Source organism: Vibrio tetraodonis, from assembly GCF_003350295.1.
GTDB lineage: Bacteria > Pseudomonadota > Gammaproteobacteria > Enterobacterales > Vibrionaceae > Vibrio > Vibrio tetraodonis.
Map to the genome: position 1 here is coordinate 35,855 of NZ_QLYY01000026.1, position 14,430 is coordinate 50,284.

General features: G+C 44.4%; 9 protein-coding genes. 3 read left to right on the forward strand and 6 right to left on the reverse strand.

The features are described 5' to 3' along the window. Positions 1-395 precede the first annotated feature (395 nt). Complete coding sequence (gene rapA / locus DPF90_RS18530) at positions 396-3,305, forward strand: RNA polymerase-associated protein RapA (RefSeq protein WP_114787803.1); 2,910 nt, start codon at positions 396-398, stop codon at positions 3,303-3,305. Between the two features lie 88 nt (positions 3,306-3,393). On the opposite strand, the gene DPF90_RS18535 is transcribed toward rapA, so the two are convergent. Both DPF90_RS18535 and DPF90_RS18540 read right to left on the reverse strand, forming a co-directional pair. Beyond that, on the reverse strand, positions 3,394-4,665 hold the full coding sequence (locus DPF90_RS18535; RefSeq protein WP_114787804.1) for an NRAMP family divalent metal transporter: 1,272 nt from the start codon (positions 4,663-4,665) through the stop codon (positions 3,394-3,396). A 300-nt stretch (positions 4,666-4,965) separates the two neighbouring features. Next, on the reverse strand, positions 4,966-6,237 hold the full coding sequence (locus DPF90_RS18540) for an NRAMP family divalent metal transporter (RefSeq protein ID WP_114787805.1): 1,272 nt from the start codon (positions 6,235-6,237) through the stop codon (positions 4,966-4,968). A gap of 178 nt (positions 6,238-6,415) precedes the next feature. On the opposite strand from DPF90_RS18540, the gene DPF90_RS18545 reads away from it, so the two are divergent. Together DPF90_RS18545 and DPF90_RS18550 are read left to right on the forward strand one after the other, a co-directional pair. Next, positions 6,416-7,153 (forward strand): pseudouridine synthase, encoded by a 738-nt coding sequence (locus tag DPF90_RS18545; RefSeq protein ID WP_114787806.1) that lies wholly within the window; start codon positions 6,416-6,418, stop codon positions 7,151-7,153. Between the two features lie 37 nt (positions 7,154-7,190). Next, a complete protein-coding gene (locus tag DPF90_RS18550; protein ID WP_114787807.1) occupies positions 7,191-8,168 on the forward strand; it encodes a D-2-hydroxyacid dehydrogenase in 978 nt (325 codons plus the stop codon). 3 nt (positions 8,169-8,171) lie between these two features. Here the strand turns inward: DPF90_RS18550 and DPF90_RS18555 are convergent, their stop codons facing one another. The 4 genes from DPF90_RS18555 to pepA all read right to left on the reverse strand — a co-directional run bounded on the left by DPF90_RS18555 (position 8,172) and on the right by pepA (position 14,308). After that, positions 8,172-8,888: a substrate-binding periplasmic protein gene (locus tag DPF90_RS18555; protein WP_114787808.1), complete on the reverse strand. Its 717-nt coding sequence runs from the start codon at positions 8,886-8,888 to the stop codon at positions 8,172-8,174. 321 nt (positions 8,889-9,209) lie between these two features. Further along, positions 9,210-12,083, reverse strand: a complete 2,874-nt coding sequence (locus DPF90_RS18560) for a valine--tRNA ligase (protein WP_114787809.1) — start codon at positions 12,081-12,083, stop codon at positions 9,210-9,212. Positions 12,084-12,295: 212 nt separating this feature from the next. After that, positions 12,296-12,748, reverse strand: coding sequence for a DNA polymerase III subunit chi (locus tag DPF90_RS18565; RefSeq protein WP_114787810.1), 453 nt, complete (start codon positions 12,746-12,748; stop codon positions 12,296-12,298). Positions 12,749-12,799: 51 nt separating this feature from the next. Beyond that, positions 12,800-14,308 (reverse strand): leucyl aminopeptidase, encoded by a 1,509-nt coding sequence (gene pepA / locus DPF90_RS18570; protein ID WP_114787811.1) that lies wholly within the window; start codon positions 14,306-14,308, stop codon positions 12,800-12,802. Positions 14,309-14,430: the final 122 nt, after the last annotated feature.

Here is a 14,430-nt window from a genome sequence, read left to right on the forward strand (position 1 = left end):
GCATGACGCTAAGTCGCTTGTGGATCGCTGTCGGTTAGCTGTTATGCTACAAACCCGTGTTGATCGTCATGTCAGTAATGCATCTCTTGTGCCAGTCGGAAAATTGACGCCAAAATTTGCACTCCCAACTATGAGTATAAGTGAGATCTGCGGCTCTCCCTTCCAGAACTGCCACTCTTTTCTTACAGTTTGATGTCATGCAAAAGATGGAGAAAAAATTGTTGTTTTTTGAGGTGTTTGTACGTGACCAACATCACAGCTTGCAGTAATATTAGCGACCTTTTTTGCGTACTTTCTGATTATATGATTCTCCTGCCATCAGGCTGTCATGTTGCGCAAGAATAACTAAGATAATTAGACCCATTTTTGAATTCAACAGGTGAGGTAGTCGATTCATGACATTTGCTTTGGGCCAGCGCTGGATAAGCGATACGGAAAGCGATTTAGGTTTAGGAACTGTAGTTGCATTGGACAATCGTACTGTGACACTTATGTTTGCAGCGTCCGAAGAAAACCGAGTTTACTCTCGTAACGATGCGCCTGTTACTCGTGTCACTTTTAACACGGGTGATCTTGTAGATAGTCAGGAAGGATGGTCACTTAAAGTTGAGCAGGTTGTGGAAGAGCAGGGGCTCTTTACCTACATAGGAACGCGTGAAGATACCGATGAGCATGATGTCACTTTGCGTGAGATTATGCTGAGCAACCAAATTCGATTTAATAAACCGCAAGACAAGTTGTTCGCGGGCCAAATCGATCGAATGGACAATTTCGTACTGCGCTATCGAGCGCTAGTGAATCAATACCAGCAACATAAGAGTCCAATGCGTGGTTTGTGTGGTACGCGAGCTGGTTTGATTCCGCATCAACTTTACATTGCTCATGAAGTTGGCCGCCGACACGCTCCGCGCGTACTCCTCGCTGATGAAGTCGGTCTAGGTAAAACCATTGAAGCTGGCATGATCATCCACCAGCAAGTGCTGGCTGGTCGTGCTGAGCGCATTCTGATTGTGGTTCCAGAAACATTACAGCATCAATGGTTAGTGGAAATGATGCGCCGCTTTAATCTGCATTTTTCTATTTTTGATGAAGAACGCTGCATAGAAGCGTTTGCCGATGCCGACAACCCGTTTGATACCCAGCAATATGTTTTGTGTTCTTTGGACTTTCTGCGTAAAAGCCGCAAACGTTTTGAGCAGGCTTTGGAAGGGGAATGGGATTTATTGGTGGTTGATGAAGCGCACCATCTTGAGTGGAGTCCGGAAAAACCGAGTCGGGAATACCAAATCATTGAAGGCTTGGCTGAAAATACCCCAGGTGTGCTGCTGCTAACTGCAACACCAGAACAACTTGGCCGAGAAAGCCATTTTGCCCGTCTACGGCTACTCGATTCTGATCGCTTTTATGACTACCAAGCCTTTGTTGAAGAAGAAGAGCAATATACGCCGGTTGCAGATTCAGTCAGCGCCTTGTTTTCTGGTGAGTCTTTATCTAACGATGCTAAAAATCAAATCACTGAGCTGCTGACGGAGCAAGATGTTGAGCCTTTATTTCGCATCATAGAAAATGACTCGCAGGAAGCAGAAAAAGCCAAAGCTCGTCAGGAATTGATTGATAATCTGATGGACCGTCATGGAACGGGCCGTGTTTTATTTCGTAATACACGCGCGGCGATTAAAGGCTTTCCAGTTCGTAATCTTCATATGTTACCTATGCCTATCCCTTCTCAGTACGCAACGTCGATGCGTGTTTCAGGTTTAATCGGTGGCAATATTAGTCAAGAAGCTCGCGCATTAAAAAACCTCTACCCTGAGGAAATTTTTCAAGAATTTGAGGGTGAGGAAGCCAGCTGGTGGCAGTTTGACTCGCGCGTGAATTGGCTGATCGAAAAAATTAAGCAAAAGCGCAGTGAAAAAATCTTGGTCATCGCGTCGCGCTCTACAACCGCATTGCAATTAGAGCAAGCTCTGCGCGAGCGTGAAGGTATTCGTGCCACGGTTTTTCATGAGGGTATGTCTATTCTTGAGCGAGATAAAGCCGCGGCTTATTTTGCACAGGAAGAAGGTGGCGCTCAGGTGCTGATTTGTAGTGAAATTGGCTCGGAAGGGCGCAACTTCCAGTTTGCAAATCAACTGGTAATGTTCGATTTACCATTCAACCCTGATCTTTTAGAGCAGCGCATTGGCCGCCTTGACCGAATTGGTCAAAATCGAGACATTGATATCCATGTTCCCTATTTAGAGCAAACCTCACAGGCCATTTTAGCTCGTTGGTTTAATGAGGGTTTGAATGCATTTGCTGATACCTGTCCAACCGGGCGAGCGGTATATGATGAGTTCTCTGGGCGTTTAATTGAAATGTTGGCCACAGGCGATACCACAGAGCTCGATGACGTGATTGCCCAATCGGCAGCTATGAATCAAAGATTGACGGCGCAGCTTGAACAAGGCCGAGATCGCTTGCTTGAAATGCACTCAAATGGCGGTGAGAAGGCGCAGGAAATTGTTGAAAGTATTGCGGCCACTGATGGCGATACTAATCTGGTCACCTTTGCTTTAAGCCTGTTCGATACTATCGGTCTGAATCAGGATGATAAAGGCGAGAACGCCATAGTGGTTACACCATCAGAACATATGATGGTGCCAAGTTATCCAGGGCTGCCTTATGAAGGCGCGACCATCACTTTTGATCGTAATACGGCTTTATCTCGCGAAGATATGAATTTTATCAGTTGGGAGCACCCAATGATTCAAGGAGGCATCGATCTTCTGATGAGTGAAGGAGTAGGCACAGCTGCGGTCTCTTTGCTTAAAAACAAGGCATTGCCGGTTGGCACCATGCTGCTAGAGCTGGTTTACAAAGTGGATGCACAAGCGCCAAAGCGCAGCGGTATTAGCCGATTTTTGCCTGCCACCCCAATTCGCCTTATGTTAGATGGTAAAGGCAGCGATTTGTCTGAGCAGGTTGAGTTTGAAAGCTTTAACCGCCAGCTTAGCCCTGTGGGACGCCATATGGCGACCAAATTGGTTTCATCGGTTCAGCCACAAGTGCATCAAATGATCACTGCGGGCGAAGATCTTATCATGGATAAAGTTGCTGCTGTGCGTGAGCAGGCGCAGCTTGATATGAAAGCCAGCCTAAATACAGAGCTGGAGCGCTTACAAGCACTCAAAGCGGTCAACCCAAATATCCGTGATGAGGAATTAAGTGCGATTGAGCAGCAGATAAGCCAATTAGATAGCTACATTGCCAAAGCTCAATATCAGCTTGACTCATTGCGCTTAATTGTCGTCTCTCATAACTAAGCCTTCTTCCTGTAAACAAGACAAGTAGAAAAAGAAAAGGCCTGATGTCGATGCTTAATCGCAGTCAGGCCTTTTTTATTTGATTCTGTTATATCAACCAGTTCCACCAGAAGAAGACCGCCAAAAAGCCAAACAAGTAGATAAGCCCTAAGATAGAAAGCCATTTCATTGGTTTAGTGAGCGCAAGTGGCTTGGGCAATTTGGTGTGGGAGACAAGAATAAAGTTCAGTAGGGCAAAGAAGGGGGTGGTAATAAAGGCCAGAGTTAAGCTGACATAAAGAGCCGATAAGACCGAAGAAAACCAGAATAAAATCAGAGCCAGCGCCGAAAATGCAATCAACACCATCCATATCACTGACGCCTTATGGCTGATTTCTTCGCGCTCTTGCAATAAACGCTGAGCTTCAGCAATTGTCCGCGAGTAACCGTCGATGGCAGTAATTGTGCTACCAAAGATGCAACAAAAGGCCGCCGCTGCGATAAGATAGTAGGCCCACTGCCCAACTTTGGATGTATAACCGTCAATCAATTGATTAGAAAAGTCAATGCCGGATTGAGAAAACTCCAGTCCGCTGCCATAAAACACCAAAACGCCAAGCGCTGTAAAGGCCAGCGCCAACAGCACAGTAGCTATATAGTGAGCATTAAAATCAAACAAGGAAGATTGGGCGCTGGCTTTGTTTTCCTTTTGTTGGTCTTTAAGCCATATTGACGTCATGCTGGATATTTCTATTGGGGCTGGCATCCATACCATGGCGGCGATAATAAAACCTACCGCTGCAGTAGACCAAGGTGTTTTTTCTTGTATAGGAATAGGGTTATCTAGAGTTTGAGATGCCGCCAAAGCGAGCGCGGCGATTAGCGTCATTATTAGAATTAGCATAATCACCTTTGAAATACTATTAAGCACACCATAGCGGCGAGAAGAGAGTGCAAGTACGCACACGGCCACGATGACCATGGATAAGCTTTTTAGTGATAATGCAAAAGGTAAAAAATGGCTAAGTAGACTGGCGCTAAATAGTAACAAAGTAGATGTGGCGGCAATACCACAGATAATGGTCATGCATAAAAATAACCAAAGAAATGCTTGCCCGAGTCTAGAGTAGCCCTCTATCAAACTCTCTCCAGTCCCTGCGGTATATTGGATGCTGGCGCGAAAAAAGGGGTATTTTAGAATATTTACCAGCAAGATAACTATCGAGATTTGCCAGCCATAAGTGGCGCCAGCTTGGGTAGACGCGACCAGATGAGAGCCACCCACCGCAGTGGTTGCCATCATAATACCTGGACCTGTTGAGCGCGCCAGTTGTAGCAAAGATAATTTGCTGCAACTGTCTGGTGTGGAGATAGTATCCATATAAAACCTAGGGTAAAACCTTGTGTTGCTTCAATAAATTGCCGTACGAATATCATATTCAACTGGTGTGTTAAAACTCATTTACATGGAAAAAACAAATAAGAGTTTAATATGTAAGTTTCATCACATATGCAGCTGAAACATGCTGTTGTTATTGTTACTAATATGACGTTTTTCTGAGTGCGTATAATATGTGTTTCAAATAAAAAACCATCTTAAACTGGGTTTAAGATGGTTAAGTGCGGCATGATTGTATTTAGATTAGCGCGTGCTGATGACTTGCCTTATATTTTTGCTAAGTTACAGTAACCAGTTCCACCAGAAGAAGGCTGCTAAAAAGCTAAATAAATAGATAAGGCCGATAATCGATAGCCACTTCATCGGTTTGCTTAAAGCCAAAGATTTGGGTAAATCCGATTTTGATACAAGAATAAAGTTGAGTAAGGCAAAAAACGGTGTGGTTATAAAGGCGATAACCATAGCAAAGTCTAACATGGTCATTAGACTTGACGCCCAAAAAATAATAATTGAGAGTGCCGCTAATGAAATAGAGATCATCCATATGTGCGTCACTTTATCATTTATTTTGTTTTGGTCTTGCAATAGGCGCTGCGACTCAGAAATTGCGCGACTGTAGCCATCAATCACAGTAATTGTGCTGCCAAAGATGCAAAGAAAAGCAATGGTTGCGATAAGGTAGCGCGACCACTCACCAATGGTTGCAGTATATAAGCTGACTAATTGATGAGAAAAACCTAATCCTGATTTTGAAAACTCTATATCACTTCCATGCAGAACTAAAGCTCCAAGGGCGAGAAAGACAATCGCCAATAGCGCGGTGCCTATATAGCCGATATTAAAATCAAATAGAGCCGATTGAGCTGTGACTTTGCTCTGATCCTGTTGGCTTTTTAACCACATAGAGGTCATGCTTGATATTTCCATTGGTGCTGGCATCCACCCCATCATAACTATGATAAAGCCAATTCCTGCGATTGACCATGGAGAGGGTGATTCAAATGATGGGGGGGCTTCTATTGGATTGTTTGCCGCAATGATTACTGCTGTTACAGTTGAGACAATAAGTACTGCCATTATGGCTTTAGAAACAGTGTTTAAGGTCTTGTAGTGACCCGCGATTAAAATACATAAACAGAAAGCCACTATAGCAGAGGATAATGTAGAAGCAGGTAGCTCGATGGGCATGAAATAGCCTAATAGACTGGTGCTAAACAAAAGTAATGCTGCTGTTGTGACCACGCCACAGATGGTATTCAAAATGGCAAACAGCCATAGATAGGCATGGCCTAATTTTGCATAACCTTCAACTAAGCTTTCACCTGTTCCAGCGGTATACTGAACACTGGCACGAAAAAAAGGGTATTTGAAAAGGTTTACCAGCAAAACTAAACCAACGAGTTGCCAGCCATAGATGGCGCCAGCTTTCGTTGATGCGACTAGGTGAGAGCCACCGACTGCTGCAGTCGCCATCATAATACCAGGTCCCAGTGAGCGGGTCAGTTGCGACATTGAGAATTTGCTGTGATTCTCAGATGTGGAGATAGTATCCATAAAATTCCTAGGGTAAAAAACTTGTATTGCCTATATATTGGGGCGTACGAATATCACATCTTGTAGGTGGGTTAAAACTTGTTTACATTGAAAAAATAAAATAAGACTCTAATATGTTCAATTCATCACATAGATGCTTTCCTATGGTGTTTTATTTGTTATTTAAATGAGGGTATTTATGGCGATGCAGCACTATTGTCCGCCGACAAAGCCTTGGATAGATTGTGTATTTGAAGACCAAGATATCATCATAGTGCATAAGCCTTCAGGGCTATTGTCTGTGCCTGGGCGTGACAAAGCGCATTATGATAGTATGTGGAGCCGCTTAATAGATAGCTATCCTGATTGTCAGCCAGTCCATCGTTTAGATATGTGTACATCTGGCATTATGTTGTTTGCCAAGAATAAAGCAGCGGAATCGGCACTCAAAAAGCAATTCCAATTTCGCCTTACTCACAAGGTGTATTACGCGCGAGTTTGGGGAGAGTTAGAGCAGCAACAAGGTTTAATAGACTTACCTCTTATCTGTGACTGGCCAAATAGACCACGACAAAAAGTGTGTTTTGAGCAGGGTAAAGCCTCACAAACTCAGTTTGAAGTGGTTAAGCGTGAAAAGGGCACTACGATTGTGCGTTTGTTGCCTATTACTGGGCGCTCACATCAATTACGTGTTCACATGCAAGCATTGGGGTATCCTATTGTTGGCGATGAATTTTACGCTCAAGGCGAAGCCTTTGAAAACTTTGAACGTTTGGGATTGCATGCGGCTGAGTTAAGTTTTTATCATCCTAAGGATAATAAACTGCGCTGTATTTTCACCGCTTGTGATTTTTACCCGCAGGCTGCCCCTGTTATTCAAAGCATTTTTGAGCCTGTCGATACCTTGCCTGATTATAAAACCTTGCCACGCCCTTAGCGTGTTTTATGTCTGAAAACTTTTGAAGAGGGATCTTATGATAGAGTCAGTTGGCCCTGCACCCAGGATTGTATTTTTGGACCGTGCGACACTTCCAACGAACATGACTTTTCCAGCGCTTTCATTTAATCACCAGTGGACGGATTACCCAAAGACGACCAAAGAACAAGTGGTTGAGCGTCTTCATGGCGCTACGATTGCGATCACCAATAAGGTTGTGCTTGATAGAGAGAGTCTAAACCAACTGCCTGACTTAAAGCTGATTGTGGTTGCTGCCACTGGCTTTAATAATATTGATGTGAGCTTTTGTAAGGAGCAAGGCATCGCGGTAACCAATGTTCAAGGATATTCGACCCCTTCAGTACCAGAACATGTGATTGCCATGATGTTTGCACTCAAACGTAACCTAAAAGGCTACCACAATGATATTGCGGCGGGAGAATGGCAACGTACGGATAATTTTTGTTTTTTCACTCACCCAATCAGTGATGTTGTGGGCAGCACATTTGGGGTGATTGGCGCCGGAGAAATTGGCCAAGCAACCGCTAATATCGCCAAGGCGCTGGGCATGAATATTGTGTTTGCCGAGCGCAAAGGCCAAAAGGATTGGCGAGCTGGTTATTTACCCTTTGAGCAGGTGATTAAGATATCCGATGTTTTGACTCTACATTGTCCGTTAAATGAGCAAACTCGCAACATTATTGGCCGTGAAGAACTGATGGCAATGAAGCGCAGCGCCATATTGATCAATACTGGTAGAGGAGGCTTGGTTGATGAGTTTGCTTTAGTCGATGCGCTCAAGCAAGGTGACATCGCTGGCGCAGGCGTGGATGTGCTTACCAAAGAGCCGCCTGATACTTCAAACCCTTTGATTGCCAATATGTCTTTGCCAAACCTGTTTCTCACGCCCCATGTGGCTTGGGGCAGCGAATCTTCTTTCCCTAAAATTGCCAAGATATTGATTGGCAACATCACAGCTTTTGCACAGGGCAGGCAGCAAAACCGAATTGTGTAGCTTCTATTGTTGCTGACGTATTTTAATCAGGCCCCGATTAAATACCGTTAGCAACTCTCTGCTTGTGCTATTTTGTTTAGAAAACATGACATAACCAAAATTGCTCAGAAATGGGGTCGGGTGATAGGTGATTTGACTTTGTACATCCGAAGATTGTTGCTCAAGGTCGTACAGGCCGATATGTCGCTCTTCAGGGTATAGATCAATTCGCTTGTGATAAAGGCGTAACAAGTTTTGGCTTGGCGTTTTTACCCGATTTATGCGCACAGTTTTAGACTCGATAAGGGCATCGAGTTCTGAACCATAGCTGTAACCTAGCCCTCCGCCCAACTCAAAGTTTTGTATGTCGGTTAGCGTTAGCCAATCAAAATCTAAATCTTTATGATGAAAGAAGACAAATTCTTCTTGAGAAACGGGCTCGCTAAAATAAAAATGCTCGGTTCTTTGCTCATCAAACATCCACACTGCGGTGGCGTGGTATTCTCCGTTCTTCGCTTTTTCATAAGCTCTTGACCAAGGGTAAAAAGTGAATGTCACTTGGTATCCTTCGATAGCAAAAGCGTGTTTGATGGTTTGGGCGACAATTCCATAACCTTCAAGTTCTTTTCCGATAAATGGAGGCCAGTTACCGACCGCGATCTTAACGGTTTTCTCGGCTGCGAAGGCAAAAGGTGAAAGTAAGGCCTGTGCTAAGGCGATCCTGGCTATCGGCTTGAACAACCTATCTACCTCTTAACTTCTGTACCCAGCTTTAGTTTAGAGTATGAACAACACGGTGACAGGCTTTGTTATCTAGTTGCAGCTCCTGAGAAATAGGGCGCTTGCGTGAATGGTGTATATCAAGAGTTACCTGTGATGTATATCAAAGGCTAATGTATGTGTTGTATTAATCATTAGACTCAATAACAAAAATGTAAGAAATTGTGCGGATACTCTTTTCGTTAAGCATTTTTGGACATAACTTTGAGCAGCGGATCCAAGCTGTAAGCGAGTGATAAAAAAGGCAGCTAAGAAGCTGCCTTTTTACTCTTAAATTAGCGCTTATAAAGCCGCAATAGTGGTTTTTTGCTCTTCAAGTTTAATCAGCGTTTCTTGATAGCCTGCCAGTTTTTCACGCTCTTTAGCCACGACCGCTTCTGGCGCTTTAGCGACAAACCCTTGGTTACCTAGCTTACCTTCAAGACGCTTGATCTCACCAAGCGTTTTGTTAATTTCACCATCTAAACGAATGAGCTCGGCATCTTTATCTATAAGCCCTGCCATAGGGATCATTAACTCAGACTTAGCCACAAGAGCGCTCGCGCATGCCGGTGTTGTCTCATTAGACTCAAGCACGCGTACTGACTCAAGTTTAGCCAGAGAAACAAGCACTTGTTTGTTGGCTTCTAAGCGCGCCGCATCTTTGTCGCTGGCCGCTTTTAGCATCACCTCAAGAGGCTTTCCTGGATTAATATCGTACTCAGCTCGCAAGTTACGTATGCTGGTTATAAAGGATTTCACCCATTCGATATCATCAAGTGCTTCTTGATTGAAGTTTGTTTCATCATACTGTGGAAGGGCTTGCAGCATGATGGTGCTTTCTGATGAATTAGAACCTTCAATATTACCTACCAGTGGTTTGACGCTTTGCCAAATGGTTTCGGTAATATAAGGAATAACCGGATGAGCTAGGCGAAGCGTTTTCTCTAATACAGTGATCAGTGTTTTGCGAGTGGCACCTTGCTGTGCTTCACTGCCTTTCCATAGCACTGGCTTGGTAAGCTCTAGGTACCAGTCACAGAACTGATTCCATATAAACTCGTAAATTGTATTAGCTGCCATATCTAGACGATAGTTGTCTAGGTGTGCGTTGAAATCCTTTGCCGCTAACTCAAATTGTGATTCGATCCATTTATCAGCCAATGAATATTCAAGCTCACCAGCACCAAATCCGCAATCTTGCTCTTCGGTATTCATCAACACGTAACGACTGGCGTTCCAAAGTTTGTTACAGAAGTTACGGTATCCTTCGAGACGTTTCATATCCCAGTTGATATCACGACCAGTTGACGCCATGGCGGCTAAGGTGAAACGCAGAGCGTCAGTACCATAGGGTTCAATGCCATTTTCAAACGTCTTACGCGTGTTTTTCTCAATCTTGGCGGCAAGCTGAGGCTGCATCATGTTGCCAGTACGCTTTGCAACTAGAGACTCAAGGTCGATACCATCAATCATGTCGATTGGATCAAGCACGTTACCTTTCGACTTAGACATTTTGTCACCGTTTTCGTCACGGATGAGTCCCGTTACGTAAACCGTCTTAAAGGGTACTTGTGGTTTGCCATTCTCATCTTTACAGAAATGCATCGTCATCATAATCATGCGAGCAACCCAGAAGAAGATGATGTCAAAACCGGTTACAAGCACATCTGAAGGATGGAAGGTTTTAAGATCTGGCGTGTTTTCAGGCCAGCCTTGTGTACCAAATGTCCAAAGAGCAGAGGAGAACCAAGTATCCAGTACGTCGTCGTCTTGACGAAGTACAACCACAGGAGCAAGCCCATTTTTCTCACGAACTTCTTCTTCCGTTCGGCCAACGTAGACATTTCCGTCATTGTCGTACCATGCAGGGATGCGATGTCCCCACCACAGCTGGCGAGAGATACACCAGTCTTGAATGTCACGCATCCAAGAGAAGTACATGTTTTCGTATTGTTTAGGAACGAACTGAATCTCCCCGTCTTCAACCGCTTTAGTCGCTGTTTCTGCAAGTGGTGCTGCGCGAACATACCATTGATCGGTCAGCATTGGTTCAATCACAACCCCGCCACGATCGCCGTATGGTACAGTAAGATCATGATCTTTAATTTCGTCTAAAAGACCAAGTTCTTCGAATTCTGCTACTATGGCTTTACGTGCAGCGAAACGCTCCATACCTTGATATTTAGCAGGTAGTTCGCTTGAGTATGCATCGCTGGATTCACCATTGGTGGTGAATACTTCAGCTGAGTCGCGAATATCACCATTGAAGGTTAGGATGTTGATCATCGGAAGTTGATGACGCTTACCTACTTCATAGTCATTGAAATCGTGCGCTGGTGTGATTTTTACACAGCCAGTCCCTTTTTCCATGTCGGCGTGTTCGTCAGCCAAGATAGGGATGCGACGATTGACAACAGGAAGAAGAATTTCTTTTCCTATCAAATCTTTATAGCGAGGATCTTCTGGGTTTACCGCAACACCTGTATCGCCAAGCATGGTCTCCGGACGAGTTGTTGCTACCACGATGTAATCTTTGCCTTGAGCTGTTTTAGCACCATCGGCAAGCGGATAACGGAAATGCCACATGTGGCCTTTTTTATCTTTGTTCTCTACTTCAAGATCAGAAATTGCAGTGTGTAATTTAGGATCCCAGTTAACCAGACGTTTACCACGGTAAATCAGATCTTCTTCATACAGGCGTACGAATACTTCTTGAACCGCATTAGAAAGACCGTCATCCATAGTAAAGCGCTCACGCTCCCAGTCAACCGAAGCACCAAGACGGCGGAGCTGTTTAGTAATCGTGCCGCCTGATTGAGCTTTCCATTGCCAAATCTTATCGATGAAAGCATCGCGACCATAGTCGTGCTTAGTTTTGCCTTCTTCTGCCGCAATTTTACGCTCAACCACCATCTGCGTAGCGATACCAGCATGGTCTGTACCTACCTGCCAAAGGGTATTTTTGCCTTTCATACGCTCGGCGCGGATAAGCGTATCCATAATGGTATCTTGAAACGCGTGGCCCATGTGTAAGCTACCAGTGACGTTTGGCGGCGGGATCATTATGCTGTATGCGTCTTTTGTTGTGTCACCGTGTGGCTTAAAGTAGCCTTTTTCTTCCCAAGCTTGGTATAGAGCTTGTTCAATTGAAGTTGGGTTATATGTCTTTTCCATAGCGCTCGTATTTCCTCGTTATCGCTGGACTATCTCACGGTTTGAAGGTGTTAACATCTCGATAAATACAGTCTGGTATTATTCAGATTTGGATAAAACACTTCTCGCATCGAGTCCAACCATTCGAAGATTGGTTCTGGTTAAATTTAATCGTTATCAATCTTTATAAGTGAGTGATCTCAAGCAAGATCGACTTAACTATAAGGATTGAATTACGGGTTATGATCTATTTCGATCGTTTGTAGCTGGAAGCCAGCTTGGCGATAGATTTTATACCTTTCTCGTGCGAGTTGCTTGGCTTTTTCATCGCAAGGAACGAAGTCTACCACCTCTGCAAACTTATTCGCAAAGGTTGTCTTATTTTTAGCCAAATTTATCACTAGCTGGCGATTCCAAGAAGGTTTTACTTCTTGGTATCCGATCTCGATATTGGTACCGTATTTCGGCCCTTCTCCGACTAAGTTATGCGCGATATATTGCTTAGCATCGACTTGCCAAAAAAGCTCTGCTAGTTGCTCAGCTTGATGTTTATCTTCGCAATTTAGGTATACCTTTGCTCCTTGTGTGGCAAAGTGACCTGCTATAAAAACAATATATTGCAAAAAACCACTAGGGTCTGCTTGAGGAGAGTCGGGATCAATAATGTAAAAGGTTGCATTGGACATAACATACTACTGGATTAAAAAAGGGCCTTGCGGCCCTTTTACGTTTGGAAATTATTCTTCCGTTTCTTGGCCACTTCGGTTTAGTACAAATTGGACAAGCATTGAGACAGGGCGACCTGTCGCTCCTTTAGCTGCGCCTGACTTCCAAGCCGTTCCAGCAATGTCGATGTGGGCCCAATGATACTTTTTAGCGAATTTAGACAGGAAGCATCCGGCGGTAATGGTACCACCAGGACGACCACCAATATTGGCCATATCCGCAAATGGGCTTTTTAGTTGCTCATGATATTCATCTGCCATGGGCAGACGCCAAGCGCGGTCGCTTGATTGTTCAGAAGCATTGATCAACTCATGGGAAAGTGGGTTGTGATTGGAGAGTACACCACTGATATGATGACCTAGCGCAATCACACACGCCCCGGTCAGAGTAGCAACATCGACCACACAGTCTGGGTCGAATCGCTCCACATAGGTAAGGGCGTCACATAGTACCAAGCGACCTTCAGCATCTGTGTTGAGTACTTCAACGGTTTGGCCTGACATTGTTGTCAGGATATCGCCTGGGCGATAAGCGTTACTGCCGGGCATGTTTTCACAGCCAGCAAGTACACCGATAACATTGATAGGCAGGTTAAGCTTGGCTAGTGATTTCATGGCACCAAACACGGAAGCGGCACCACACATGTCATACTTCATTTCATCCATGCCTTCGCCGGGTTTGAGCGAAATACCGCCAGAGTCAAATGTTAGACCTTTACCGACCAGAACAATAGGTTTGGTTTCTGGATCAGTGCTTCCTTTATACTCCATTATGGACATCATAGACTCATTTTTTGAGCCTCGGCCTACGGCTAGGTAAGAAGTCATACCTAGCTTTTCCATTTCTTGCTCGCCAATTATCTTGGTTGTGATGGTCTCATAGTCATCAGCAAGACGGCGTGCTTGAGAAGCCAAGTAAGCTGGGTTGGCAATATTGGGTGGCATATTACCAAGATCTTTGGCCGCTTTGACACCTGAAGCAATGGCGAGTCCATGCGTGATGGCTTTTTCGCCTAAATTGAGCTCGCGTCGAGTGGGTACATTGAATACGAGTTTACGTAGTGGCCGACGAGTCTCTGGCTTAATACTTTTGAATTGATCAAAGGTATACAAGCTGTCTTTGGTTGCTTCAACGGCTTGACGTACTTTCCAATAGGTATCGCGTCCCTTAACATGCAACTCAGTTAGGAAACAAACGGCTTCCATTGACCCTGTTTCATTAAGAGTGTTGATTGTTTTTTGAATGATTTCTTTATACTGGCGTTCACCCAGTTCACGCTCTTTACCACAGCCGACAAGCAAAACACGTTCTGACAGCACACCAGGCACTTGATGCAGCAGTAGCATCTGTCCAGGTTTTCCTTCCAGATCACCACGGCGAAGTAGTGAACTGATATAGCCGTCGCTGATCTTATCTAGCTGTTCAGCAACTGGAGAGAGACGGCGTGGCTCGAATACACCCACAACAATACAAGCACTACGTTGCTTCTCTGGGCTACCACTTTTTACACTGAACTCCATGCGTACTCCTACATCCTGAAGACAAATCGAACTAAATGTTAGATAATGGCGTCTTACTTGTTGATTCCATGTTTGGAACGACTTTGTAAATAAGCGCGTTAACAGTTAGCCAAAATTTCAAA